Genomic DNA, 25,042 nt, shown 5'->3' with positions numbered 1-25,042 from the left:
CCGGGGGTTCGTTGTATAGGTGCCGTTCCTGTAAGGTCGGCACCCGTTTCCACTTGTCGTTCCTTATCTAGCCAACCAGCCGCCGTCCACATTGAGAATGTGGCCGTTCAGGTAGTCGGAAGCGGCAGAGGCCAGGAATACGGCAGGGCCCTTCACATCTTCGGCAGTTCCCCAGCGTCCGGCTGGAATACGGTCAAGGATGGAGTCGGAGCGGCTCTGGTCCGCACGGATTGGAGCGGTGTTCTCAGTAGCCATGTAGCCTGGAGCAATCGCGTTGATGTTAAGGCCCGAGCCTGCCCATTCATTGGCGAAGGCTTTGGTCAGACCGGCTACGGCATGCTTACTTGCTGTGTAGCCCGGCACGTTGATGCCGCCCTGGTAGGAGAGCATGGAGGCGATGTTGATGATTTTGCCGCTTCCCCGTTCCAGGAAGTGACGTCCGACAATCTGCGACAGCAGGAAGACCGTGTTCTGGTTGAGGTTAATGACATCGAACCAGTCCTTCTCACTATGGTCCTTGGCCGGAGTGCGGCGGATCATGCCTGCACAGTTGACGAGGATATCCACTTTGCCGGTGAAGGCAACGGCTTCGTCGAACATGCCTTGAAGCTTGGAATGGTCGCTGAGGTCAGTGGCGATGCTCAGTGCTTTGACGCCAAAAGCTTCACAGGCTGCTACAGTCTCGTCACTGGAATTAAGAGATACGGAGACTACGTCTGCACCGGCTTCTGCGAAGGCGATGGCAATGCCTTGTCCAAGCCCTTGCGCTGCGCCTGTTACGATTGCTGTTTTACCTGCCAAGCTGAATAAAGATGACATATGATTAATCTCTCCTTTGAGCTAGTTGAATTATATAATTACCCGCATTCAATGTTGACGCCAGCCTTGCGGAACAGCCCGGCAGTCTCCGGGGCAAGCCCGCTGTCTGTCAGCAGCACATCGACCTCCTGCAGGGAAGCGAAGGTGCGAAGCGCGGTCTGACCGAACTTGTGATGATCGCATGCGGCGAACACCTGGCGGGCCGTGGAGACTAAGGCCTGTTTGAAATCGATGAAGTCGCCGGTGTATATGGACAGGCCGTGTTCAATATGAACGGCTGTGGCCGAGAGAAAGGCTTTTTGAATATTAAGCTTCTGTACATAGGACACGGCTTCAGGACCGGCCAGCATATTGCGGACACGGTAACCGCCGGGAACGACCAGCCGGATGTTATCTCTGGAAACCAGCTCACTGATGATGTAGACATCATTGGTAATGACCGTAAGGGGAATATTCGTAAGCCGCCGGGCAATCTCAAGCGTTGTGCTTCCGCCGTCCAAGGCAATGATGTCATCTGGAGCGATATGCGCCAGCGCACACCGGGCAATCTCCGTCTTCTCCTCGGCGTATTTATCCAGCGGATTGCGCAGGGGCAGAATGCCGAACTGATCGCTCTGTGCCAGCACGGCGCCGCCGTGGACGCGCATAATCAGTCCCTGTTCCTCCAGCTTGCTTAAATCCTCGCGGATCGTTTTGCCGGTAACCTGGAGCTTGTCGCTCAATTCATTCACGGTTACATCCTTCTGGTTCAGCATAACTTCCATAATCATCTCGTGCCGCCGTATCGGGTTCATCCGCCTGCCTCATCTTTCCGTAGTTGATTTGCTTCTATTGTAATTCTTTCATCCCTACGGGGTCCATATCATCATACCGCTTATTGTCTCCGGCCATGCTCCAGATGAAGGTATAGTTATGCGTGCCCACACCGCTGTGAATGGACCAGCTTGGCGAGATGACAGCCTGTTCATTGTGCATTACAATGTGGCGGGTCTCGGTCGGTTCGCCCATCAGGTGGAAGACGATAGAATCATCCGGCAGATCGAAATAGAAGTAGGCTTCCATCCGGCGCGGATGCGTGTGAGATGGCATGGTGTTCCACATGCTGCCCGGCTTCAGCTGAGTCATCCCCATTACAAGCTGTGCGCTCTGCACGCCGTTCGTGTGGATGAAGCGGTGAATCGTCCGTTCGTTGGAATTCTCCAGACCGCCCATAGCCCCGGATTCGGATTCAGCCAGCGTAGTTTTCGTAGTCGGGTAGGACTGGTGAGCCGGAGCGGAATTCAGATAGAATTTTGCCGGTTTTGCGCTGTCCGCACTCTTGAAAATAACATCCTTCGAGCCTTGGCCCACATACAGGCATTCCTTGAAATCGACCTCATATTCAGTTCCGTCCACAACAACCGAACCTGGTCCGCCGACATTGATGATCCCCAGCTCGCGGCGTTCCAGGAAGTAAGTTACGCCAAGTTCCTTGAGGTCCGTAGTCAGAGCCACCTCGCCGTTCACCGGATTCGCTCCGCCAACGATCATGCGGTCTTCATGAGTCAGGACAAGCTTCAGCTCGTCTGGTGCAAAGATAACCGGAATATGGAATTCCTTGCGCAGGCGCTCAGTGTCAAACTGCTTCACTTCATTCGGATGTGATGCAAAACGTCTTTCCATCGAATATTCAGTCTCCTTAGAAAACATATTTTCGTTCGTATAGGTACAATTTAATCCATATACGTTCATTTATCAAGTATAATCTTTTTTAGTGCGTTTATTTTAGTTTATTTATTCCGCAATATGATTGCCATCTGAACTGAAAGCGTCCACAATAGAGTGGGAGAGAGTGGATTGTATTGTAAGTTAACGACAGAAATATCACTGTGGAGGGTGAGCGATATGACAGACCAGCCTAAGCATCAGCAGAAGACTTCTTATAAAATGCGCCAGCGGGAGATTATATATTCGGCCGCGATGGAGGCAGAGCGCCTTCCGCTGCAAGCCAGCGGGCTATGGTTCCATGATGATGTGCGCAACAACTTCTATTATGCTTCCTATTTATTTGCCGCTGCGGTGGACGATACCCTGGAGCTGCCGTTCAACCGGGAGGAAGCGCAGCGGAAGGCGGATGCCGTCCTGCTGGAGACCGTTCTTCTGCAGAACCGTCAGCCTGGCACGAAGCTGTACGGACACTGGCCGCTGGGGCTAAATCCTGTTCCGAGAGAAGCAGCACCGCATGAGCTGCCGGTCGAAATTATGGGCAGCCTGATGGTCTGGTTCTGCAAGCAATATTCTGCCAAGTTCAGCGCGGGACTGCGCGTGGCATTCCATACGGCACTCGGACATATCTACCGCAGCGGCTTCTTCCGGAAGCAGGTAGCGGAGTTCGGCCACCATGAAGCGAAATATACGGCGGCGAAGCTGATCTTCGGCCAGCTGTTTGAGGATGAGGAGCTCAGGGAAGACGGGCGGCACAGTCTGGAGATTACACTTGCGCATATCCGTGCGAAGGGCATGCCGGAGTATGGCAGCCTGCCGTGGTTCTGGCACTGGGTGCAGGCGTTCACTTGTGCCTGGGAGCTTGAAGCGGACAGCAGCGTCAGAGAGACGCTTGGCGAGATGCTGGACTTCCTGTGGGCTGAGCGGAGCCAGTGGTATCTTCAAGGAGCCTGGGCAGGCGCGCATTCCCGGGGCTGGCCGCATGATATTCCGGCAGACGGCAATGTGCTGCATGACTATGTGCAGTTCGGGGATTTCGCGCTGCCTCCGGAGATGCCCCGTACCGAATACGCAGGGTTCCTCTATTATGAAGCGCCGGGGGAGGTGTGCTCTGCTGCATTGAACCGCCAGTTACCGGTAGAGGTCTGCAAGAAGACCGAGAAGGTGGTTGCCGGTTCCATGGAGCGCCAGCCGGCGCTGCATTCCTACGCCTATATCTGCCAGGATTACGCAGCAGGCGGGATGTGGGAGCGGGTGGAGGAATTCGACAATGAGCAGCTGCGTTGGGCCTTCTCACTGCCTGTTCCGGCGGCTGAAGGCGTGAACCGGCTTTACTTTTTCCATCCGGGTCAAGGCTACCAGCCGGGCGATCCCCGGCACCAGAGTCCTTATATGGAGGTGCTGTATCATCGGAACACGATCCTGTCGCTGTTCCCGGTGCCCGAAGGAGAGGATACGGCCATTGTCGGGGTGCTTCCGCTGGGCGAATGGATCAGGCAGCCCAAGGCGCTGCTTGGCTATGCGGGCAATGTGTATTTTGCCGTCTATGTATCACAGGAATATGAACTGCTGGAGCGGCCATCCTATCTGGAGGTAACGTCCAAGAACATGCCGGGAGGCGTCGTGGTCGAAGCGCTTAGCACAGATCAGGCGGCAGAGCTGGGGATACACAGTCTTGACGAATTCGCCGCAGCCGCTATGAAGCGGGCACCGGAATTTACGGAGGGAGAGAACCTCTCGGCAGCGTATACGGCCTGGAGCGGGAATGAACACCTGCAGCTCAGCATTGACAATAAGCATACGGGAATACGTTCGCAGATTAACGGCAAACCGGTATCATTTGAACATTATAAGGTCTAAACGGGACACTCCGCCCCCTGGGGATCTTAAGATTTTTTCAGATTGGAACTATCTCAAATTTTAAGCTACAATGACATAGAGCCCGGGGGTCAGCAATGGCTGCCGGGTTCTTTGCGCTACTCGCATAGGGCCTGAGCATGGAGCAGCAATGAAGGTAATATCTTTAGGGCTGCAAGGAAAGAATAAGTTGACTAATTAGCAGCTGAGGATCTACTACTGAAGACATGGGGGAGAGCAGGATGACAGAGACAGAATATCGGCTGGAGAAGGATTTTTTGGGCAGCAAGCAGGTGGAGCATCAGGCCTATTACGGGATACAGACCCTGCGGGCGGTGGAGAATTTCCCGATTACCGGCTACCGTGTGCATCATGAATTAATCAAGGCGATGGGGATTGTCAAAAAATCCGCTGCGCTCGCCAACATGGAAATCGGCCGCCTCTATAAGGGCCTGGGGGAGGTCATCGTCCAAGCGGCAGATGAAGTGATTGCGGGGAACTGGGATGAGCAGTTCATCGTGGATCCGATTCAAGGCGGCGCAGGCACCTCGCTCAATATGAATGCCAATGAAGTGATTGCGAACCGTGCGCTGGAGCTGCTGGGCAAGGCCAAGGGAGATTACCTGCAGCTTAGTCCGAACACTCATGTGAATATGGCGCAATCGACGAACGATGCTTTTCCGACGGCGATTCATATTGCCACACTATCGCTGCTGGAGCAGCTGCTGATCACGATGCGGACGATGCACGGTGTGTTTTTGCAGAAGGCGGCTGAATTCGATTCCGTCATCAAAATGGGGCGGACCCACCTGCAGGACGCGGTGCCGATCCGTCTCGGACAGGAATTCGAGGCGTATAGCCGGGTGCTGGAGCGTGACATTCAGCGGATCGAGCATACGCGGGGCCATCTCTATGAGGTGAACATGGGTGCGACCGCCGTGGGTACCGGACTGAACGCCGATCCCCGGTATATTACGCGGGTCGTCGAGCTGCTGGCTGAGATCAGCGGTCTGCCGCTGGTCAGCGCGGAGCATCTGGTGGATGCCACGCAGAATACGGATGCCTATACCGAAGTCTCGGCTTCCCTGAAGGTCTGCATGATGAATATGTCCAAAATTGCCAATGATCTGCGCCTGATGGCCTCCGGCCCGCGCTCCGGCTTCAATGAAATTACGCTGCCGGCCCGCCAGCCGGGATCGTCCATCATGCCCGGCAAGGTGAATCCGGTGATGGCCGAGGTGATTAACCAGGTAGCTTTTCAGGTGATTGGCAATGATCATACGATCTGTCTCGCCGCTCAGGCCGGTCAACTGGAGCTGAACGTTATGGAGCCGGTGATGGTGTTCAATCTGATTCAGTCGATCAGCATCATGAACAATTCCTTCCGGGTGTTCACCGACTATTGTCTGGCAGGAATTGAAGCCAACAAGGAGAAGCTTGCGCGTGAGGTGGAGCGAAGCGTCGGCATCATTACCGCCGTGAATCCGCATCTGGGCTATGAGGTCGTCTCGCGGATTGCCAGAGAAGCCATTCTGACCGGAGAATCGGTGCGGGCCTTATGTCTGAAGTACAATGTGCTGAGCGAAGAGGAGCTGAACCTGATTCTGGACCCGTATGAAATGACCCATCCGGGCATCGCGGGGGCTGCGCTTTTGCATAATGATTGAATAATAATCGTGATTTGTGTAAAATCAGGCTTCCTCTCATGGTATAATAGACAGGAGCATTTACACCGGACATTATCCTATATTCTGTAATGGCTTACTGGAGGCAAAGTGTGGCGAAGGCAAAAGTGGCAAAACGTCCAACCCGCGACGAATTCGTGCTTGAAGAGCTGGGCAACCAGCTGGTAGAGGCGAAGCAGGAGAATTCTGAGATTCTGCTGACGGTCTGGGGGAAGGAAGAAGAGGTGCGCGGGGTTATTGTAGAGATGGATTCGCGTACCGGCAGGGTGCATGTCAGAAATAATGAAGAGATTATCAAGGTGCCGTTCATGGACATTATGCAAATCAATTACCCCCGGGATTAGGGGGAGCGGCAAATGAACAAAACGAATGCCATGCGCATACTGGATGCAAGGAAGATAAGCTACACCATTCATAGCTACGACAATGAGGACGGGCTCATTCACGGAACAGCGGTTGCTGAGAAGATCGGTCTGCCTCCTGAGGTAGTATTCAAGACACTGGTCGCACACAGCGGACCGCAGCCGTATGTCTATGTGATCCCGGTTGCTGAGGAGCTGGATCTGAAGAGAGCTGCCAGAGCTGCCGGAGTGAAGAAGATCGAGCTGCTGCCGCTGAAGGAGCTGCTGAAGCACACGGGATATGTGCGCGGAGGCTGTTCCCCTGTCGGCATGAAGAAGCTTTACCCTACGTTCATTCACAGCAGTGGGGCGGAGCTTGAGGTCATCGCAGTCAGCGCAGGCCGGATAGGCGTTCAGATGGAGCTTGAGCCGAAGCTGCTGGGCGAAGCGGTGTCTGCGGTTTTTACAGATTTGATTAAAGAGTAGAGTAAGCGGGATGCGAAATTCACTCTTCATTAGCAAAAATAAAAGCAGCAACTCTCCCTGGTCATGTGAGAATTGCTGCTTTTTTACTTTTTGCGCTTTTTCAAAGAGAAGCAGTAGTCCATTCGCTATAATGGTCAGCTATGAATTGCAGCTCGCGCTCGTAGTGGGCCAGGTGCCCTTCTTCCACCATTTTGACAAAAGCCGGGTTGCCCGCCTCAGCCTCCTTCTTCAGCGTATCGCACATAGCTGTGAGCCGCCGGGTCAACCAGTCGTGCAGATCTTCCGGGACAGGGAGTCCATAGGCTTCGAAAAACAGCTCAATCCGCCGCTGCCGGTCCGCTGCATGCAGGGCTGCCTGGTAAGGTACCGTGGAGCCTGTCAGATAGTCGGGTGCAAAACCGGCGAGCGGAACTGAAGTGTAGAGGGTATAGGCAATATCCCATAGGCGCGGGCCCGGACCGGCCATGTCGAAATCAATCAGCGCCACGGGCGCACCATGCTGAAACACCACGTTGTACAATGCCGCGTCATTATGGCAGATCACTTCATGTGCCGCAGGATCGGCATAGGAGAGCTGCCACTTCGTATGTATACTATTCGTTACAAAACCCTCCGTTGCATCATGATAGCTGCGTAACAGGCGCGCTAGGCTAGTAAGGGTCTCTTCAGACCACATGTACGGCTCCAGCTCAGGATAAGCGTTGCCCGGAACCTCACCGGGAAGAAAGGATAGAATCTCGCGCCCTGCTTCATCTACGCCTAGGAATCTGGGTGCTCCTGCGAAATTCTGCTGCTCCAAATGATGGAGCAGTGCATGAATACTCGTGCTCCAGCTCCCTGTGGGACGGCGGACGGTGTCTGCCTTGCGGATGATCTCATTTACATTTCCGCCGGTTAACTTCTCTTCATCGTACGGGTTCATTGGTTATGTTACCTCACTTTCTTTGCTTCTTCCCTTCTTCACATACAGGCTACTTAAGGCAGCAGCTTCGCGGCCATTAACCCCAGATACTCCTTCAGCGCAAGTCCGGTTGTGGAGACGGCTCCGGCAGATGGAGTGAATTTGCTTACATAGAGTGACATAGGACGGCTGGCTTGGAAATCTACCGGAAAAGCCTGCGGCGTAAGTCCGGCATGCTCGAACTGGACCATGCTGCGCGGCATATGGAAGCCGGAAGTTACCAGAACGGGACGGCTTAAGCCATGCTCCTGCATGAGCTTCGCGGTATTGACCGCATTCTGCTCCGTATTGAGCGAGCGGTTCTCCGGCAGGATGTCCTCTGCGGGGATGCCGAGGCCGATGAGCTGCCGCCGGGCGATATCCGCTTCATTGCCGCTGTCGGCGAATACCTGTCCCCCGGAGAAAATGATGGGCAGGCCAGTCTCGCGGTACAGCCGCGCAGCCGCCAGCAGCCGGTTCGCCGCTGGACCGGACATATTGCCCTGCCCGTCCAGATCCGGGGTGCCGGAGGTGGCCCCTCCGCCAAGGATTACGATCACATCGCCCTCTGCGGCAGCAGGCTGAGGGTACTTCCGTTCCAGGCTCCCGATCAGCGTATCGCTGACAGCAGAGGTCATCGACAGATAGAGCAGGAGCGTGACGCATAGCAGCACGACCGCAGGACGGCGGCTATTTTTCCACAGCCAGACCACCATGCCCAGCAGCAGCAGGACGAATATCCCGGGTGGCAGGATGAAGCTGTATACGAATTTAATGAGATAGATCATAGGGTCACCAACTTTTACAAATATGATATAAGACATTTAACAAAAAATTCAACCGCATAGCAGCTCAATTCTAGTTGTATGGTACCACGGGTCCGGCTGGAGTCCCCGGCTTCACCCGGCTGATTCCGCAATTCTGCGCTGCGCTACTTCGTGCTTCTCGTGTCCTCCGTGTGCGCTCTCGGTGAGCTTACAACTGAAGTGGACTGAGGTACCTTTATTTTGCCATAATCAAGCTTGATAGTGCCGAAACGGACTGAGATTCCGCTAACTTATGCTTTTGAGCCTCAAAGGACATATATTAGGACGCATAAAGGATTCTCTGTCCGCTTAGCCCGGATTTTCACCTAATTTGCTCATATAGCGGAATCTCAGTCCTCTTCATTGTCAGTTAGAGAGTCATGTAGGCGGCGGGGTATGGGTTTGCCGGATTCTGGTTTGAAATAGTATATCTTCATTATGTAGCTCTCCCTGAGTGTGGGAGGGGCGCTCCGTCGCCTGTCTTGCCCGGCTCTTCCGTAAGCTGGCGGTAGCCCATGGGGGGCAGACCGGTCCAGCGCTTGAACTGCTTGCTGAAATGGGACACATCGCGGTAGCCCAGCCGGTAGGCGATGCTCTCTACAGACAGGCTGTTATCCAGCAGCAGCAGCTTGGCATGGCGGATAATGAGATCGGAGAGATACTGCCTGGGCGGCAGCCCGTAGATCTGCCGGAAGGCGCGGTTGCAGTGGCTCGTGCTATAGCCGAGTCTGGCTGCGATCTCTTCGATACTTCCGGCTCTGCTTCCTGATGCCGCAGCCGTGAAGACGGATTCCTGCAGCAGCCCTTCAATGGCATTCGCCAGCGCAACGGTCTTCTCCGTCACTCCCGGCAGGGTGCTCCGGGCAGGGGAAGGCAGGGCAGCCAGTACCCAGCCGCTAAGGGCGGCGAAGAACTGGAGCGAAGCGCTCAGCATCACAAGCCGGCCCCGCTGCGCATCACTGGCCTCCGGGAGAATGGTCGAGCGGATGATGTCGTCCAGGGAAGAACGGATCGCCTTCAGCTCCGGGGTGTCTCCGCTTAGACTGACGGTATCCATTGTCATTAAGGAGCGGCGCAGAACCAGATCGTCAATGTCGAAGTGCAGGCAGTAATAAGACATCTCGTCGCCTGAGGCTGCGCCCAGACTGGAGTGCAGCACACCGGGGCGGATGAACAGAATGTCGCCGCTCTCCTGGATGTAGGATTGTCCGCCTACGGCCATGCGCTGCGAGCCCTGCAGAACGATGTTGATCTCGAACATCGGGTGAGTGTGTGCCGGATATTGCCACTCCTTGTTCACCTTGCGCCAGTGGGCGGCAAAGAGATGGAAGGCAGCCTGAACATCCGGGGACATGCGTCCATCCATGGAATGCTGTGTGCCGGGATCTAATACGTTCATGTTCAACCTCTTCTTTGTTAAAAGATGGATCTATTATAGCATAGGCCGCTGTGTCCGATTGATTTGTCCAAATAATTGGCGGCTTTGCGCCTGTTGCCTGAGGGGAGGATAGCGCTAACATAGAGCTAGAGCCCGGCACTGCCGGGACATAGCTGGAGGGAGTGTATATACTGTATGCCAACGAACAAATTCTTCAATGCCCATCATTCACCGATAGGATCATTCTCAAGCTTCACCCTCGGATTTCAAGGAGCGTCCGGTGGCTTTGACCTGGAACTTGGCAGACCGCCGAGACAGAACATATATATCGGCCTTGCGCGTAAGGATAACCATGGTTACGACACGTTTCCTTTCCATGAGCAGGGCAGCGACGATGAGAGCAAACGCTACGACATCGAGAACCCGGACCCGAGTCCGGACAAGCCGCAGATGCTGTTTCACTTCGGGGAAGATGAAATTACGCGCGATTTCCGGCTTACAACGGACAGCTGGCAGGCCGGCGATCTGACCTTCCGTATTCTGTCACCCGTCCGGCCCGTTCCGGACCCGGAGACGGCCTCGGACGCAGAGTTGAAGGAAGTGCTGCTGCCAGCAGTGCTGGTAGAGCTTGAAGTCGATAACACAGCGGGCAGCTCTACGCGCCGTGCTTTCTTCGGCTTCCAGGGGAATGACCCGTATAGCGCCCTGAGAAGATTCGATGGCGGCCAGGAGGATCTGACGGGTGTCGGTCAGGGCCGGTTCCTGGCGATTGCCGCGAAGCAGGGAAGTGTTAAGGCGGCAATGCATTTTACAATGGAGGATATTCTTGCAGCGGAGCTGGAGGAGAACTGGACGTTCGGGCTGGGGCAGGTTGGCGCGCTTATTATGGATGTGCCCGCCGGTGAACGCAAGGTGTACCAGTTCGCGGTCTGCTTCCACCGCTCCGGTTATGTGACTTCAGGAATGGATGCGAGCTATTACTATAACCGCTATTACAGCAATGTGGAAGCTGTTGCGGAATACGCGTTATCCCGGTTCGACACGCTGAAGCAGCAGGCTGAAGAGGCGAACGGGATGCTGGAGGGAACGGGGCTCAGTGACGACCAGACTTTCATGCTTGCTCACGCTATCCGTAGCTATTACGGCTCTACCGAGCTCTTGGAGTACAAAGGCCAGCCGTTCTGGGTCGTCAACGAAGGCGAATACCGGATGATGAACACGTTCGATCTTACGGTAGACCAGCTGTTCTACGAGCTCAAGATGAACCCGTGGACCGTCCGCAATGAGCTGGATATGTTCGTGGACCGGTTCAGTTATGTCGACACCGTCCGCTTCCCTGGGGACCCGGCCGAGTATCCGGGCGGACTTAGCTTCACGCATGATATGGGAGTAGCGAACGCCGTGTCGCGTCCGGAGTATTCCTCCTATGAGCTGTACGGCATTGACGGCTGCTTCTCGCATATGACCCACGAGCAATTGGTCAACTGGATTCTTACTGCGGCGACCTATGTGGAGCACACGGGCGACCGCAGCTGGATGGAGCGCAACCTTACCGTTCTGGAGAGCTGCCTGCAGAGCATGCTGAACCGGGATCATCCGGACCCGGCGAAGCGCAATGGTGTGATGGCACTCGACAGCTCACGGACCATGGGCGGTGCTGAGATTACGACCTATGACAGTCTGGATGTCTCTTTGGGCCAGGCACGCAACAATATTTATCTGGCAGGAAAATGCTGGGCTGCTTATCTGGCTATGGAGCGGATTTTCCGCGACAACGGCAATACGGAGCTGTCCCAGACTGCCGGCCGGCAAGCTGAACTGTGTGCGGCTACCATCGTGGCTAGTGTGACCGAAGGCGGCTACATTCCGGCGGTCATCGGCGAAGGCAATGATTCGAAGATTATCCCGGCCATTGAAGGCCTGGTATTCCCTTATTTCACAGGCTGCAAGGAAGCCTTGGAGCGCGGAGGACGGTTCGGCGAATATCTTGAGGCACTGGACACGCATCTGAAGGCTGTGCTTGTGGAGGGAGTCTGCCTGTTCGAGGACAGCGGCTGGAAAATCTCCTCCACCAGCAATAACAGCTGGCTGAGCAAAATCTATCTCTCCCAGTTCATCGCCAGAGAAATTCTCGGCCTGGAATGGGATGAGAAGGGGCGCGCAGCAGATCAGGCCCATACGGCCTGGCTTACGCATCCGCAGCTCTCGATCTGGAGCTGGAGCGACCAGATTATCTCCGGCGAAATCACCGGCAGTAAATATTACCCGCGCGGGGTAACGGCCATTCTGTGGCTGGAGGAGCAGAAGAAGTAGGCAGTAGAAGCCGGATATCCGGCGGTGTTAACTTAAACAGCGAATCTCCCATGGCGGGGATTCGCTGTTTGTTTTTTATTGTTATTTTTGTATAACTGCGGCGGAACTCACTTGAAGAAAACAGGTGAAGTCGGAGAAATGCGCCCACGCAGTGCCGAATGTGATCGGTTTTCCGATTACATTGGACTCGCGCATCCATGCAAGCTGTCTGAGCCTGCTTCCAGCCAGACTAGAACAACCGGTGCTTCCAGCCGTTCAGCTTCGCTACGGCTTCAACATAGTAGTAGTCGCCGTAGATCAGCGACACATTTGTGAGCGAATCCCCGCTGGCGGCTCCATGCAGCAGAATGGCTTCATGGTCCGGCTGGTCCCAGGTGGCATAATTCTCTGTAAGTGAACGCAGAATCCGCTCCGCGGCATCCGCATACACACGTTTCTCACCCGGCGGCACAAGCTCTGCCAGCTCAAGGAGGCCAGAGGCGGCAATCGCGGCGGCTGAGCTGTCTCTGAACATGCGCTTGTCATCTGCAAGCCGGAAGTCCCAGTGCGGCACGTGATCCTCCGGGAGAGCCGCGATGAAATAATGGGAGATACGTTTAGCAGTATTCAAGAAACGCACGTCCCCGGTGTTACGGTAGGTGTTCGTGAAGCCGTATAGCCCCCAGGCTGAACCCCGGCTCCAGCAGGATTCAGGGGAATATCCCTGACCGCCGAAGTTCTCCAGATAAGCGCCGGTCGCGGCATCGAAAGAGAGAATATGCTTGGTGGACCCGTCCTCGCGCACACCATAAGTCATAGCGGTCTCGGCATGGCTGACCGCAATAAGACGGTAGCGCGGATCACCAGTCACCCGGCTGGCCCAGAACAGCAGCGAGATGTTCATCATGCAGTCGATGATCACCCAGCCGTGCTTGTCCCCGTTCCAGGCGCGGATGAACTTACCTGCAGGATTATAACGCGCAGCGAGGTAGTTAGCCGCTTCAAGTCCCCGGCGCAAGCCCTCTGCATCACCGATCAGCGTATGCTTAATCACCGCAGTGGCCAGGAACTGAAAGCCTACGTCATGATGCAGCTCTTCGGTCGGTTTCGCGAACCACTGTCCAATCGTTTCGTCCCAGGGCCAGGCTGCATCCTTATAAGCTTCCTTGCCGGTCATGTCATACATAACCCAGAGTATTCCCGGCCAGAAGCCGGAGGTCCACCAGTCGGTCCCGGGATTATCGAATCTGCCGTCTGCTCCCGCAGCATGAGGACTCCGCGTTCCGATCTGCTGGATCATGCCGTTCACTTTCGGTTCCAGACGGTTCATTACTTCCTGCCAATAAGCTATAGTCATCGCTGAAGCCTCCAAAGGAATTAGATTATGGCCTCAGTATAACGCCTCTATCGAACTGGAAGTTGTCTTTTGATATCACGAAATGTTGTTATATTGTCCTATTCCTCGCAAGTACCTCTCAGGTTCCCTTGCGGTATTGCAGCGGAGAAAGGCCAAGCACCCGTTTGAACAGTTGGTTGAAGTAGGAAGGATTCGGGAATCCGACAGCGCTGCCGATTCGCTCCACCGTAAGGTCTGTGGTCTCTAGCATCCGGCAGGCCTGCTTCAGCCGCCGGGCTGTAAGATAATCTACGAGCCGTCCGCCGGTCTCCTGATGAAAAATCCGCGACACATAAGATTTCGACAGATGAGTCTCTGCGGCCAGCTGCTCCAGACTAATCTCCTCGTGGTAATGGGCTTCAATCCAGTTCATGATCTGCTCTGAATAGCGAAGCTGCCGCTTGTCTCCGGTATGGATCAGCGACTGTTCTCCAGTTCCCAGACAGCTGAGGAGCTGTAGAAGGAGCATGGAGATATCCTCACTCTCTTCCCCGCTCTTACTCCGGCACTGGTTATAATTCGAGTAGATCCATTCCACAGTCTCCATGCGGTCACTGAGATCGAAGCCGCAGGAGGGATTGCTGCCCTGCCAGAGTGTAGAGAAGGCGGCCCTGCGTTTGGGGAAGCCCTGGAGCAGCTGCTCGGCAGTATGCGGGTCGAGATAGAAGATGGTGCGTACGAACGGACGCTCTGGGGAGACCTCTGAATAGATCCGGTGCAGCTGATAGGGCTGGAAAAAGAATAGCATCCCCGGACCGATATCATACATCTGCTGGTTGACCACAATACTGCCTTGTCCCCGGTGCACGAACATGATTTCACAGCATTGATGCCAGTGGTAATACCCCTTGTAATGATCATCGGTATAGATCCGGTAGTCCCAGATCAGCGACTGCCGGTTATCGAACAGTACAGGCTCGAATAGCTGTTTCATCATGCTGCAGTTCATCCCCCACAATGACAAAATAGAAACATTTCATTGCTTCCTATTATAGGGGACCTGCTGGGAGAACGCTACAGTAACAGCTCCTTCTTTTATCCTTGTGAGGCAGGTTTGCGTTTTCTAACCTTATAGACGATAAAGATCGTCATTGGGAGAACGAAGGAGAGTGTGAGGTTCCAATCGACCCAATAGGCTGGAATTTCTTTTACATAAAAAACAATATCATTGGAGCTGAGCTGGGACAGTCCATAGATCAGGAAGGCAACCGGGAAGATCAGCGGACGGTGGCTTTTCAGCTTGAACATTTGTGCAGTCCCCAGGACGAAGGCATAGAAATACAGCGCTGTTTTGAAATAAGTGGTAATAATCCAGGCGGTGGCCATGAGCGCTTCCAGCCGTTGCAGGAAGTTGGCAACATTGATTTTTTGGGCCAGGATATAGGCGGCATAGAAATTATGCTCCGAGAAATAGACGCCCAGCACGGTCAGCGAGAGGAACAGAATCAGATTCAGCCCAACGGATCCCGCGAAGAGTGCAATGAAGATGTCACGATTGATCTTGCGGTTCTTGCGGGTAAAGGGATACACCATTAAGAAGACGCACAGCTCCCCGAACGGGTAAAAGACCCCAAACATAATGGTATGCAGCATCCCAGGCAGCGGCGTGGTCATCATCGGGTACAGCCGGTCTATCTGAACCTGCGGAAATAAGAGGACCATCAGCGAGACCAGGAATAGGGCAAACAGCGGAAAAAACACCTGTGCCGCCCTGCCCACCACCTCCAGTCCCAGACGCAGGCCATACACCAGGATGACAAGACTCATGAACCGGATGACTCCGCCCGGTGTCCCCTCATAGATCTGGGTGGTCAGGAAATCCTCCATTTCGCGCACATATGTCGAGGCGGCCAGGACGAAGAAATTCAGATAGAATAAGCCTACTGCAATGCCCGCCCATTTTCCCAGCACCTGCTGACTGATCTCTCAATTATGGTTTGGTTTGGACTGATGTTCGCTACATTGATTAGCAGATAAATAAGGGCCATGCCGAGCGGTATGCTGATCAGTGCGGCGATCCAGGCATCCTGATGGGCTTCAGCCGTCATGGTGGTCGGATAGACCAGAGCCATATCCCCGATGAAAATGAACAGACCGAGAATGACCATCTGCGCGGTGCTGATTCGTTCTTTTTCAATACCCACCTAACGCTCCTCCTTTCCTTTAACAAGTCATAAGGTTGCTTTGCTGCAATCTTCTTAGTATGACAGCTCCTTCCAGAAATTATGTGCTCATTGTCTTGTGTTCAGCAGCGGAATAATTAACTAGCCTTTCAACCAAACTATCAACGTACCGTATTGCTCAAATGAAGAGGGTGAAGCTGCATGGAGGATGAAGCGAACGGCAAATTATCTGCACGCCTGGAGGCCAATGAGGAACAACTGTCCCGGCTGCTCGGCCAGAGCACAGATCTGGTCAGCAAACGGCTGCAACTGGGAGAACATACGGAGCTTAATGTATTCTATATAGATGGTCTTATTGACAATCAGCTGCTGCATAACTCCATTCTGTATTCGCTGCAGGAAGGTAGGATCTGTGATCTGCTGGAAGCGGAGAGTCCTGAGCGGAAAATAGAGCTTCTCAGCAAGCGCATATTATTGGCTGGAGATGTTACTATCGTCCGGGACTATGTCCGCTTCATTCATGATCTGCTATCCGGCAATGTGATGATCATGGTGGAGGGGTCGGCAGAAGCGCTGCGCATCGGCCTGCCCGGCTGGGAGGACCGTAATGTAAGTGAACCCAACTCGCAGTCTGTCGTGCGCGGGCCAATGGAGGGCTTCACGGAGAACCTGCGAACGAACACAGCCCTGATCCGCCGCAAAATCAAAGACAGCCAGCTATGGCTCGAAACGATGCAGATCGGGCGTGTAACCCAGACCAGCGTATCAATCATGTATTTGAAGCATATTGCCAACCCGGAGCTGGTCGAGGAGGTTAAGCGCCGGTTGGACGCGATTGATACCGACAGTATTCTGGAGAGCGGTTATATTGAGGAGTTCATTCAGGATACGGTGGCTACACCTTTTCCCACAATCTATAACAGTGACCGTCCCGATACGATAGCCGGAGGTATCCTGGAAGGGAAGGTAGCTATTCTCGTGGACGGCACCCCTTTTGTGCTGCTGGCTCCGACGGTGTTTGTCTCCTTTTTCCAGTCGGCAGAGGATTATTATCAACGGGCGGATATTTCCTCGCTGCTGCGATGGATACGGTTTCTGGCTTTTTTCCTAACGATGTTCGCTCCAGCCTTCTATGTAGCAATCACCACCTATCATCAGGAGATGATTCCAACCAATCTGGTTATCAGTCTGGCTGCCCAGCGGGAGACGGTGCCGTTTCCGGCCTTTGTCGAAGCAGTGATGATGGAGCTGACCTATGAAATTCTGCGGGAGGCGGGGGTGCGAATACCGAAGAATGTCGGCCAGGCGGTCTCTATCGTCGGCACGCTTGTCATCGGCCAAGCGGCGGTTGCTGCCGGGTTCATCTCCTCGGCCATGGTCATCATTGTATCGATTACAGCGATTTCAAGCTTTGTTATCCCTGAAGCTGGAATGTCAGTGGCCGCAAGAATGATACGGTTCGTGTTGATCATGCTGGCCGGGTTTATGGGATTGTACGGGATTCTATGCGGAGTGTTCGTGCTGGTGCTGCATCTCGTAAGCCTGCGTTCATTTGGTGTACCCTATATGAGTCCAATCGGCCCCTTCGTCCGCGAAGATCTCAAGGACTCCATCTTCAGGCTGACCTGGCCGCTCCTGCGCACCAGACCTAGGCAGAACCGCACCCAGAACCTTAGGCGGCAGGCTCCGCCCAAGCGCGGGGGGTCTTAACATGAGGAAGCGAATGGCGAAGGTGCTGGCCGCCTGTATTCCGTTGTTGCTGCTTCCTATGCTGCTTAGCGGGTGCTGGGAGCGCAAGGAGCTGAATGAGCTGGCTTTTGTGCTGGGATTGGGTCTGGACAAGGCGGAGGACGGCTACAAAGTCTCCATGCAGGTAGTTATTCCTTCCTCCATCATCTCACAGAGCGCGGGTGGGTCAGGGGGAAGCGGTGTACCTGTCGTGCTCTATACCTTCAAAGTCAAAACGATTTATGAATCGCTGCGCAAATTCAATCTGGTCAGTTCACGTTCACCTTATATGGGGCATATCCGTGTGCTGGTCGTAGGTGAAGAGCTGGCCCGTGAAGGCCTTGCCGAGACGCTGGATGTGCTCAAAAGAAGCCGCGAGCCGCGTATGGATTTCTATGTTATGGTGGCGCGCAAGACGACCGCTGAGAATGTGCTTAAGGTGCTAACTCCGCTGGACCGGCTGCCGGCGAACAAGCTGTTCAATTCACTGGACAAATCCTACCAAATCTCTTCCAAGACAGTTGCGGTTACAGTGGACGATTTCATCGAAGATCTAATCTACGAAGGCACGAACCCCGTGCTGACCGGAGTAGAGTTGCTTGGGGACCCTGAGGCAGGCGGCGACAAGGCCAATGTGGAACGGACGAATCCGGACACGAGGCTGCATTATAAAAGCGTAGCCATCTTCCGAAGGGACAAGCTGATCGGCTGGATGGATGATGCTGTCACAGTGGGTTACAACTATGTCATTGATAATGTTACCAAGAACACGGGATATTTCAAGGACAAGAATGGAAGCCTGGTCGTTATGGAGGCGCTGACAACCACAACCAAGCGCAAGGTAAAGTTTATTGACGGCAAGCCGCATATTTACTTGAGTGTGGAGGCTTTATGCAACGTGCAGGAAATTGAAGGTCCGGACAAGATAGATACCGAGAGTAAAATCCATGAGCTGGAGCTGAAGACGCAGGAGCGGATTGTACAGCGGATGGAAGCGGCAGTGAAGAACATAACTGAGCGGTATAATGCTGATGTTTTTGGGTTCGGCCAGTTGATATACCGCAAGAGTCCAAAAATATGGTCCAGCGTGAAAGAAAATGATGAATATCTCAAAAGCCTGCCTGTGCATTACAAAGCCGCTGTAACCATTAACCGGATCGGAACGATCGATAATTCTTTCATCGATGAAATCAAGGAGTGATCCTGCATGCTGATATTACTGGTATTCCTCATCCTGGCTGTGGGCTGTATGGTAATTGATCTCCCTAACCTGAAGGGCAGGCAGAAGCGGCGGGACCGCTGGGTGTACTTCGCCCTCTGGATTGGCGGACTCGCTGCTGCGGGCTGCACTATTCTGAAAATTAAGGTGCCAAGCCCGCTGCTGATGATTATGGTGATCTACAAGCCATTCAATGATCTCGTAGCCTCATGGTTCTGAGTAACGCAGCAGGTCTTCTAATAGAAGGCCTGCTTTTTGGCATGTTTGGGTAATTATCGTAAATGTCGAATTGAGATTGACGAATTGAGTTTATAGTCGTATGATGTGTTATAAAGTTCCTGAGTATTAATTAGTAACTATATAATAAAATGATAACAACGGGAGGAATGAAAGTGGAATCATCTACATTTGTACTTTTTGGCGCAACCGGGGACTTGGCGAAGCGGAAAATCTTCCCCGCTCTATACAACCTGTTTACTGATGGCAAGCTTTCCGGTCCTCTCTCAGTCATAGGGCTGGGCAGACGGGAACTCACTAATGAGACGTTCCAGCGTCAGGTGCTGGATTCGCTGCGCACCTTTTCGCGCCGTCCGGTAGAGGATACAGCGGTGCTGCAGAATTTCCTGCAGGCTTTTGAATATAGTGTGCTGGATGTCGGACGTCCTGAGGATTATGTGAAGCTGCTTGGCCATGTACAGCGCCGGGAGGAAGAGCTGGGGCTTCCGCAGAACCGGATGTTCTATCTGTCGGTCGGTCCTGAATTCTTCGGGGAGATTGCCGGTAATATCAATGCCAGCGGGCTCGGGGATACCAAGGGCTGGAAACGTCTGATTATCGAGAAGCCTTTCGGACGGGATTTGCAGTCGGCACGGGTGCTGAATGAGAGCTTGAGCGCAGCTTTTGCAGAGGAGGAAATCTTCCGTATTGACCACTTCCTGGGCAAGCCGATGGTGCAGAATCTGGAGGTGCTGAAATACTCTAACCCTGTGCTGCGGGCCTTGTGGCAGAACCGGTATATCGCGAATGTTCAGATTACCGCCAGTGAAACGGTGGGTGTGGAAGAGCGGGCGGGTTACTATGATAAGGCTGGCGCGCTGCGCGACATGTTCCAGAACCATATGCTCCAATTGCTCATGATGATGGCGATGCAGCTTCCGAAGGGCAGTACACCAGAGGACGTCCGCAGCAAAAAGCGGCATGTCATCCGTTCCGTCCGCCCTCTGCTCGCTGAAGAGGTAACACAGCATGTTGTGCGAGGCCAATACGCAGCAGGGGAGATGCGCGGACAGCAAGTGCCTGCGTATACCGCTGAACCGGGGATCGCAGCCGCTTCACAGAATGAGACGTATATTGCTGCACGCCTGTGGATTGAAGATCCGCTGTGGAACGATGTGCCGTTCTATATACGTACAGGTAAGCGTATGAAGGAGAAATCCACGCGGATTGTTATAGAATTCAAAGAGCCGTTTAATGATGTGCATAACAAGAACCGTAACAAGCTGCCGCTTGACCCTAATCTGCTGGTGATTGATATTGGTCCGAATGAGGGCATCTCCCTGACTCTGAATACCAAAAACCCGCTTCAGCACGGGGAGCTTGAGCCGGTTAGCATTAAGCATGAGCCGGGTAATCCCGATGTGCCGGAGGCCTATGAGAATCTGATCTATGATGCGATGCTCGGCGATGCCACATTCTTCGCTCATTGGGAGGAAGTAGAGTTGTCCTGGCAATGGGTTCAGCCTATAATCGAAGCAACAGCAGAAGGCAGCCTGCCGCTGCACCTGTATCCTGCCGGTTCTAACGGCCCGGCGGCGGCAGAACAGCTCCTTGGCGAGTTCCACTGGTGGCTGGATGAACCGGAGAATACAGAGCCTGCACGCGTTCACCGGACAGCAGGGATAGAACCGGAAGTCATCCGGCCTGGAGCCTAAGCGGCGGCGGTAACAGCAAGCGGACAGAGTTAGCTTATATGACTACAATTCGGAGGGATTCGTAATGAAAGTCGGTTTAATTGGACTAGGCAAAATGGGCTTCAATCTCGGCCAGAACCTGCTGGAGCATGCCCATGAAGTGGTAGCGTATGATGTGAATCCTGCTGCGGTGCAGGAATTGGCCGGACGCGGTGCGTCCGGGGCAGCAAGCCTGGAGGAGCTTACGGGACGGCTTGATTCCCCGCGCGTTCTCTGGATCATGGTTCCCCATACTTATGTAGATTCGGTTATTGCTGAACTGACGCCGCTATTATCCAAGGGAGATATCATCATTGAAGCCGGTAACTCACATTATAAAGAGTCGATCCGCCGTCATGAAGAGCTGGGTGCCCATGGAATTCACTTCCTGGATGCGGGAACCTCCGGCGGAATGGAAGGTGCGCGGAGTGGGGCCTGCTACATGGTTGGCGGCGATGAGGAAGCGTGGACGGTCGTTGAACCGCTGTTCCGTGACACTGCGGTAGAGAACGGATACCTGTACGCCGGCAAATCCGGGAGCGGACATTTCCTCAAGATGGTGCATAACGGCATTGAATACGGCATGATGGCTGCGATCGGTGAGGGCTTCGAGGTGCTGGAGAAAAGCGGATATGACTTCGACTTCGAGCAGGTGGCCCGCGTCTGGAACAACGGCTCGGTCGTCCGCTCCTGGCTGATGGAGCTGATCGAACGCGCCTTCTCCAAGGATGCCAAGCTGGAGGATATCAAGGGCGTCATGCATTCCTCAGGGGAGGGACGCTGGACGCTGGAGACAGCCTTCGACCTTCAAGCAGCGACGCCGGTCATTGCCATGGCTCTGCTCATGCGTTACCGGTCGCTGGAGACCGACACCTTCACCGGCAAAGTCGTCGCCGCCTTGCGTAATGAATTTGGCGGCCATGCGGTGGAGTCGAAGTAAGCAGAAGTAACTAGACTGAAGCGTTGATATCAGGGGGCTGTCCATAGCCATGCAATGGCTGTTTGGGCAGCCTCTTTGTTTTGGATTTGGCCGGAAGCCGGGCTGCACGTTGGCTGTACGGGAAGTGAAAGGGATACATCCCCTTGAATCGGCCGAATCCCCGCTAATCGGGCAAATGAGGAGCATTAGTGCACCTGAATCGGCCGAATCCCCGCCAAATCCCCGCCAATCGGGCAAATGAGGAGCACTAGTGCACCTGAATCTGCCGAATCCCCGCCAATCGGGCAAATGAGGAGCACTAGTGCACCTGAATCTGCCGAAAACCCGCCAATCGGGCAAATGAGGAGCACTAGTGCACCTGAATCTGCCGAATCCCCGCCAACTAAGCAATCTGGCACCAGAGCAGTACTTTTCCAGCAATGTAGCCCATTGGAGAAGTACTGCTCTTTCTTGTGCCTGGCACAGAGAATCAGACAACCCGCAGACAGCATATAAGTACAGAAACATATATGATAACGGTTTTGCCGTCCTTTTCAGGCGGTACCGTTTCAGCGAGAAATGGAAGGACAATTTGTAGCTTGAAACATATATGTTCTGGCGTAATATATAATCCTTATATTTTGAAATAGACAGAAGGGGTGACCGGTGACGCACAATCAGGAATTCAGAGTCTATCTGATCACGAAGCGGGATATCCTGCGGTTTATTGTGGTCGAGGTGATTGTTGGCAGTATGACGTATTCGCTGGCCTGGAGCTTATTTCATAATACGATTCTGGCGGGAGCGGGCGGCTGGGCCTGTACGGAAGGGCTGAAGCGGCTGGTGAAGCTGGGCGGGTGATGGGTAATAACGGGGATTCCCCGGACTGTCTATCTGATGTACTATATAAAGAAATAGATATAGATACAGACATAGATCGACAGACAGAGGGAATGGTGATGCACAGATGATTAACCTACTGGAAGTACTACACAAAGAAATTATGCCCGCAGAAGGCTGCACCGAACCGATTGCAGTGGCTTATGCCGTCTCGTTGGCCGCTGAACTGGTGGAAGAGGAGATTACGGCGATTCAGCTGCTGCTCAGCGGCAATATCATCAAGAATGCGATGGGCGTAGGGATTCCTGGTACAGGCCAGACGGGCTTGCCGATAGCGGCGGCCTTGGGTGCGGTGGTGCGCCGCTCGGAGCGGAAGCTTGAGATTCTGTCCGGGCTGACCCCGGCGGAGCTGGCAAGTGCAGAGGGACTGCTGGAGCGTAAGCTGCTGGAGGTTGAGCTGAAGGATACGCCGGAGAAGCTATATATAGAAGCGAGAGTACACAGCAAGAACCATACCGCCACAGCAATCCTGGTAAAAGAGCACACGAATGTGCATTATCTTGCGAAGGATGGCCAGCGGCTTGAGCCGAAAATGGACAAGGCCGACTGCGGCGACCCGCATAGTCTGGACCCTGAGGTATACTCGGTCTCACTCGAAGATATCTATGCCTTCGTTCAGAATACACCATTCGAGGATCTTCGTTTCCTGCTTGAGGGAGCGGTTATGAATAAGGCGATCTCGGAGGAAGGGCTGCGCGGGGAATATGGCCTCCAGGTGGGCCGGAAAATGAGCCAGCAATCCGCCCTCAATCTGTTCGGCGCGGATGTGGCGAACCGGATTATCGCCGCAACGGCAGCGGCATCTGATGCACGGATGGACGGCAGTGCTATGCCGGTAATGACTACGGCGGGCAGCGGCAATCAGGGGATTGCCTGCACTATGCCGGTCATTGCCCTGGCCGAGCTCCTCGGCAAGGATGAGGAGACTCTGGCCAGAGCGATGGCGCTCAGCAATCTGATTACCATTCATGTGAAGCATTACATTGGCCGTCTGTCCCCGCTCTGCGGCTCAGGCATTGCCGGCGGAGTAGGGGCGGGCAGCGGTATTGTTTATCTGATGGGCGGAACGCTGGCGCAGATCAAACACTCCATCCAGAATACGATTGCCTCTACTTCAGGCATGATTTGCGATGGTGCGAAGCCAACCTGTGCACTCAAAATCTCCACGGCCACCAACGCAGCCATTCAGTCTGCCACCCTGGCTATGAACAATATCTCCGCGAGTCTGAATGACGGTGTCATCTTCGAGAAGGTGGAGGATACGATCAAGAATATGGAGACCCTGGTCCAGGAGGGGCTTGCCGCCACAGACCAGGCCATTCTGAATATTATGCTCTCCAAGGGAGCCGCTTCTTCATAAGGATCAGGACAAGCACTGGAATGTCTCAGCGTTTAGCGTTTGTAATCTGGTTGCGGTAAGGAAACAGGCTGTGGATTGGCTAGCACCCAATTCACGGCCAATTCGCATAATCTGGCCGGTTCATCGTTGCCGTTGCCTTGGCGCAGGTAACCGGCTAATTCCGCAGCTTCCTTCAGTTGCGCAGGGTCCAGAGGTATGCCTGAGGCGAAGTGCAGAAGTAGCGCACTGAGCATTTTACGGAAATCCGCACCCCAGTTGCCTCCGCCGTTATTCATGATTTCATAAGAGATCCGCCCAGTGATGCGAATGACCTCCCCTTGTACGGTAAGCGCGGGTCCTGAGCCGGGGATGAGCGCCTCCCATAGCTCTTGATGCTGATCCTGCCACCTTGTGCTCTTAACCTCGATCTTAGAAACACCGTCATGCATCACTCTCGCGGCTACAGGCTCCACACCGAACAGCTTGTAGAGCTTGTCCAGGGCCGTTACAGTTTCATCCAGGTAGTCTTTATTGAAATTAGCTTTGCTGAATTCAAATGCTTTGCCGATTGATTGTACCGACTCTTTCATCTCTGGAGTAAGAGTTGCCCCCGCCTCCAGCATCACCTGGGCGATCTCAGCCATGGCGGTGATATCAGCATTCCGGCAATTGATCAAGGCCTTCGCCAGCGGGGTATTCCCGCGCTTGCTCACAGCATGGATGTTGGCACCGTGAGCGATAAGATCACGGATCGCCCCAGTCCGGTAGTAGTTGGCAGCGGCGTGCAGCGGGGTCTCGTCCTGATAATCCAGAGCTTCCAGCTCAGCACCAAGCTCAAGGAACAGCGGGATATTACCCGACCAGTTTCCGGCCTGCGAATGCAGCGGAGTGCGCTGATATTTATCCCTGGCGTTGATGTCAGCACCCTGCTCCACCAGCCAGCGGACCAGCTCATCCGGAATTTGCCGGATGCTGAGCGCGGGTTCTTTGTAGGATCCCAAGGTTGCATTCCAGTCACATTTCTCAAAAACAGCCTTAAGTTGATCGATATCCCCTGATTTAACCAGCTCGCGGAAGTCCGCGGGTAAGGTTATTCTCTTTTTGCCCATTTGATTAACTCTCCTCTCTAAGATGAATCTCCTATGATAGATCTCTCATGAA

General features: G+C 54.0%; 23 protein-coding genes. 12 read left to right on the top strand and 11 right to left on the bottom strand.

The window, feature by feature from the left end:
- Positions 1 to 63: 63 nt before the first annotated feature.
- Genes kduD through kduI form a run of 3 tightly spaced genes read right to left on the bottom strand, consistent with a single transcriptional unit; the run spans position 64 to position 2,481 of the window.
- Complete coding sequence (gene kduD, locus MKZ07_RS09265) at positions 64 to 819, bottom strand: 2-dehydro-3-deoxy-D-gluconate 5-dehydrogenase KduD (RefSeq protein WP_036699159.1); 756 nt, start codon at positions 817 to 819, stop codon at positions 64 to 66.
- 38 nt (positions 820 to 857) lie between these two features.
- Complete coding sequence (locus tag MKZ07_RS09260; protein ID WP_036699156.1) at positions 858 to 1,613, bottom strand: DeoR/GlpR family DNA-binding transcription regulator; 756 nt, start codon at positions 1,611 to 1,613, stop codon at positions 858 to 860.
- A gap of 34 nt (positions 1,614 to 1,647) precedes the next feature.
- On the bottom strand, positions 1,648 to 2,481 hold the full coding sequence (gene kduI, locus MKZ07_RS09255; RefSeq protein ID WP_036699154.1) for a 5-dehydro-4-deoxy-D-glucuronate isomerase: 834 nt from the start codon (positions 2,479 to 2,481) through the stop codon (positions 1,648 to 1,650).
- Between the two features lie 222 nt (positions 2,482 to 2,703).
- Between kduI and MKZ07_RS09250 the strand changes: the two genes are divergently transcribed.
- From MKZ07_RS09250 to ybaK, 4 genes are all read left to right on the top strand, one after another.
- Positions 2,704 to 4,383, top strand: a complete 1,680-nt coding sequence (locus MKZ07_RS09250) for a hypothetical protein (protein WP_341025600.1) — start codon at positions 2,704 to 2,706, stop codon at positions 4,381 to 4,383.
- A 239-nt stretch (positions 4,384 to 4,622) separates the two neighbouring features.
- Positions 4,623 to 6,047 carry an aspartate ammonia-lyase gene (gene aspA / locus MKZ07_RS09245; RefSeq protein WP_036699151.1) on the top strand — a complete coding sequence of 475 codons (1,425 nt, stop codon included), beginning with the start codon at positions 4,623 to 4,625 and terminating at the stop codon, positions 6,045 to 6,047.
- 89 nt (positions 6,048 to 6,136) lie between these two features.
- Positions 6,137 to 6,409 carry a YolD-like family protein gene (locus MKZ07_RS09240; RefSeq protein ID WP_256706908.1) on the top strand — a complete coding sequence of 91 codons (273 nt, stop codon included), beginning with the start codon at positions 6,137 to 6,139 and terminating at the stop codon, positions 6,407 to 6,409.
- A gap of 12 nt (positions 6,410 to 6,421) precedes the next feature.
- Complete coding sequence (gene ybaK / locus MKZ07_RS09235; protein ID WP_036699144.1) at positions 6,422 to 6,892, top strand: Cys-tRNA(Pro) deacylase; 471 nt, start codon at positions 6,422 to 6,424, stop codon at positions 6,890 to 6,892.
- Positions 6,893 to 6,992: 100 nt separating this feature from the next.
- On the opposite strand, the gene MKZ07_RS09230 is transcribed toward ybaK, so the two are convergent.
- The 3 genes from MKZ07_RS09230 to MKZ07_RS09220 form a co-directional block, all read right to left on the bottom strand.
- Complete coding sequence (locus MKZ07_RS09230) at positions 6,993 to 7,814, bottom strand: phosphotransferase (RefSeq protein ID WP_036699141.1); 822 nt, start codon at positions 7,812 to 7,814, stop codon at positions 6,993 to 6,995.
- 53 nt (positions 7,815 to 7,867) lie between these two features.
- Positions 7,868 to 8,620: a YdcF family protein gene (locus MKZ07_RS09225; protein WP_076158391.1), complete on the bottom strand. Its 753-nt coding sequence runs from the start codon at positions 8,618 to 8,620 to the stop codon at positions 7,868 to 7,870.
- Between the two features lie 454 nt (positions 8,621 to 9,074).
- On the bottom strand, positions 9,075 to 10,037 hold the full coding sequence (locus tag MKZ07_RS09220) for an AraC family transcriptional regulator (RefSeq protein WP_341025597.1): 963 nt from the start codon (positions 10,035 to 10,037) through the stop codon (positions 9,075 to 9,077).
- 174 nt (positions 10,038 to 10,211) lie between these two features.
- On the opposite strand from MKZ07_RS09220, the gene MKZ07_RS09215 reads away from it, so the two are divergent.
- On the top strand, positions 10,212 to 12,329 hold the full coding sequence (locus MKZ07_RS09215) for a glycoside hydrolase family 52 protein (RefSeq protein WP_341025596.1): 2,118 nt from the start codon (positions 10,212 to 10,214) through the stop codon (positions 12,327 to 12,329).
- Between the two features lie 229 nt (positions 12,330 to 12,558).
- On the opposite strand, the gene MKZ07_RS09210 is transcribed toward MKZ07_RS09215, so the two are convergent.
- The 4 genes from MKZ07_RS09210 to MKZ07_RS09195 all read right to left on the bottom strand — a co-directional run bounded on the left by MKZ07_RS09210 (position 12,559) and on the right by MKZ07_RS09195 (position 15,848).
- Positions 12,559 to 13,665, bottom strand: a complete 1,107-nt coding sequence (locus MKZ07_RS09210; protein ID WP_036699129.1) for a glycoside hydrolase family 88 protein — start codon at positions 13,663 to 13,665, stop codon at positions 12,559 to 12,561.
- Positions 13,666 to 13,783: 118 nt separating this feature from the next.
- Positions 13,784 to 14,641: an AraC family transcriptional regulator gene (locus tag MKZ07_RS09205; protein WP_051493913.1), complete on the bottom strand. Its 858-nt coding sequence runs from the start codon at positions 14,639 to 14,641 to the stop codon at positions 13,784 to 13,786.
- Between the two features lie 98 nt (positions 14,642 to 14,739).
- Positions 14,740 to 15,615 carry a GerAB/ArcD/ProY family transporter gene (locus tag MKZ07_RS09200; RefSeq protein ID WP_341025593.1) on the bottom strand — a complete coding sequence of 292 codons (876 nt, stop codon included), beginning with the start codon at positions 15,613 to 15,615 and terminating at the stop codon, positions 14,740 to 14,742.
- A complete protein-coding gene (locus tag MKZ07_RS09195) occupies positions 15,585 to 15,848 on the bottom strand; it encodes a GerAB/ArcD/ProY family transporter (protein ID WP_341025591.1) in 264 nt (87 codons plus the stop codon). The genes MKZ07_RS09200 and MKZ07_RS09195 overlap by 31 nt, the downstream gene beginning before the upstream one ends.
- A 180-nt stretch (positions 15,849 to 16,028) precedes the next feature.
- Here MKZ07_RS09195 and MKZ07_RS09190 point away from each other — a divergent pair, with 180 nt between their 5' ends.
- From MKZ07_RS09190 to MKZ07_RS09160, 7 genes are all read left to right on the top strand, one after another.
- Positions 16,029 to 17,537, top strand: coding sequence for a spore germination protein (locus tag MKZ07_RS09190; protein ID WP_036699126.1), 1,509 nt, complete (start codon positions 16,029 to 16,031; stop codon positions 17,535 to 17,537).
- Between the two features lies 1 nt (position 17,538).
- Entirely contained in the window at positions 17,539 to 18,756 is a 1,218-nt protein-coding gene (locus MKZ07_RS09185) for a Ger(x)C family spore germination protein (protein WP_036699124.1), read from the top strand.
- Positions 18,757 to 18,762: 6 nt separating this feature from the next.
- Positions 18,763 to 18,993 (top strand): hypothetical protein, encoded by a 231-nt coding sequence (locus MKZ07_RS09180; protein WP_341025587.1) that lies wholly within the window; start codon positions 18,763 to 18,765, stop codon positions 18,991 to 18,993.
- 173 nt (positions 18,994 to 19,166) lie between these two features.
- Positions 19,167 to 20,705 (top strand): glucose-6-phosphate dehydrogenase, encoded by a 1,539-nt coding sequence (gene zwf / locus MKZ07_RS09175; protein WP_036699122.1) that lies wholly within the window; start codon positions 19,167 to 19,169, stop codon positions 20,703 to 20,705.
- Between the two features lie 64 nt (positions 20,706 to 20,769).
- Positions 20,770 to 21,663 (top strand): phosphogluconate dehydrogenase (NAD(+)-dependent, decarboxylating), encoded by an 894-nt coding sequence (gnd, locus tag MKZ07_RS09170; protein WP_076158403.1) that lies wholly within the window; start codon positions 20,770 to 20,772, stop codon positions 21,661 to 21,663.
- A gap of 645 nt (positions 21,664 to 22,308) precedes the next feature.
- Positions 22,309 to 22,503, top strand: a complete 195-nt coding sequence (locus tag MKZ07_RS09165) for a hypothetical protein (RefSeq protein ID WP_036699115.1) — start codon at positions 22,309 to 22,311, stop codon at positions 22,501 to 22,503.
- Between the two features lie 106 nt (positions 22,504 to 22,609).
- On the top strand, positions 22,610 to 23,902 hold the full coding sequence (locus tag MKZ07_RS09160; RefSeq protein WP_036699114.1) for an L-cysteine desulfidase family protein: 1,293 nt from the start codon (positions 22,610 to 22,612) through the stop codon (positions 23,900 to 23,902).
- A 32-nt stretch (positions 23,903 to 23,934) separates the two neighbouring features.
- Here the strand turns inward: MKZ07_RS09160 and MKZ07_RS09155 are convergent, their stop codons facing one another.
- Positions 23,935 to 24,990 carry an ankyrin repeat domain-containing protein gene (locus tag MKZ07_RS09155; protein WP_036699113.1) on the bottom strand — a complete coding sequence of 352 codons (1,056 nt, stop codon included), beginning with the start codon at positions 24,988 to 24,990 and terminating at the stop codon, positions 23,935 to 23,937.
- Positions 24,991 to 25,042 lie beyond the last annotated feature (52 nt).

Origin of the sequence: Paenibacillus sp. FSL P4-0338 (genome assembly GCF_038002365.1) — a bacterium.
Lineage (GTDB): Bacteria > Bacillota > Bacilli > Paenibacillales > Paenibacillaceae > Paenibacillus_AQ.
The sequence above is the reverse complement of the archived record's forward strand: the minus strand, read 5'-3'. Positions and strand labels throughout refer to the sequence as shown.

What these genes read in the sequence shown, in the direction of transcription:
- kduI (WP_036699154.1), bottom strand. Translation starts at nt 2,481, where the DNA reads ATGGAAAGACGTTTTGCATCACATCCGAATGAAGTGAAGCAGTTTGAC.
- MKZ07_RS09160 (WP_036699114.1), top strand. Translation starts at nt 22,610, where the DNA reads ATGATTAACCTACTGGAAGTACTACACAAAGAAATTATGCCCGCAGAA.
- MKZ07_RS09215 (WP_341025596.1), top strand. Translation starts at nt 10,212, where the DNA reads ATGCCAACGAACAAATTCTTCAATGCCCATCATTCACCGATAGGATCA.
- MKZ07_RS09225 (WP_076158391.1), bottom strand. Translation starts at nt 8,620, where the DNA reads ATGATCTATCTCATTAAATTCGTATACAGCTTCATCCTGCCACCCGGG.
- aspA (WP_036699151.1), top strand. Translation starts at nt 4,623, where the DNA reads ATGACAGAGACAGAATATCGGCTGGAGAAGGATTTTTTGGGCAGCAAG.
- kduD (WP_036699159.1), bottom strand. Translation starts at nt 819, where the DNA reads ATGTCATCTTTATTCAGCTTGGCAGGTAAAACAGCAATCGTAACAGGC.
- MKZ07_RS09185 (WP_036699124.1), top strand. Translation starts at nt 17,539, where the DNA reads ATGAGGAAGCGAATGGCGAAGGTGCTGGCCGCCTGTATTCCGTTGTTG.
- MKZ07_RS09155 (WP_036699113.1), bottom strand. Translation starts at nt 24,990, where the DNA reads ATGGGCAAAAAGAGAATAACCTTACCCGCGGACTTCCGCGAGCTGGTT.
- MKZ07_RS09210 (WP_036699129.1), bottom strand. Translation starts at nt 13,665, where the DNA reads ATGACTATAGCTTATTGGCAGGAAGTAATGAACCGTCTGGAACCGAAA.
- gnd (WP_076158403.1), top strand. Translation starts at nt 20,770, where the DNA reads ATGAAAGTCGGTTTAATTGGACTAGGCAAAATGGGCTTCAATCTCGGC.
- ybaK (WP_036699144.1), top strand. Translation starts at nt 6,422, where the DNA reads ATGAACAAAACGAATGCCATGCGCATACTGGATGCAAGGAAGATAAGC.
- MKZ07_RS09260 (WP_036699156.1), bottom strand. Translation starts at nt 1,613, where the DNA reads ATGAACCCGATACGGCGGCACGAGATGATTATGGAAGTTATGCTGAAC.
- MKZ07_RS09205 (WP_051493913.1), bottom strand. Translation starts at nt 14,641, where the DNA reads ATGATGAAACAGCTATTCGAGCCTGTACTGTTCGATAACCGGCAGTCG.
- MKZ07_RS09240 (WP_256706908.1), top strand. Translation starts at nt 6,137, where the DNA reads ATGGCTTACTGGAGGCAAAGTGTGGCGAAGGCAAAAGTGGCAAAACGT.
- MKZ07_RS09230 (WP_036699141.1), bottom strand. Translation starts at nt 7,814, where the DNA reads ATGAACCCGTACGATGAAGAGAAGTTAACCGGCGGAAATGTAAATGAG.
- MKZ07_RS09190 (WP_036699126.1), top strand. Translation starts at nt 16,029, where the DNA reads ATGGAGGATGAAGCGAACGGCAAATTATCTGCACGCCTGGAGGCCAAT.
- MKZ07_RS09180 (WP_341025587.1), top strand. Translation starts at nt 18,763, where the DNA reads ATGCTGATATTACTGGTATTCCTCATCCTGGCTGTGGGCTGTATGGTA.
- MKZ07_RS09220 (WP_341025597.1), bottom strand. Translation starts at nt 10,037, where the DNA reads ATGAACGTATTAGATCCCGGCACACAGCATTCCATGGATGGACGCATG.
- MKZ07_RS09250 (WP_341025600.1), top strand. Translation starts at nt 2,704, where the DNA reads ATGACAGACCAGCCTAAGCATCAGCAGAAGACTTCTTATAAAATGCGC.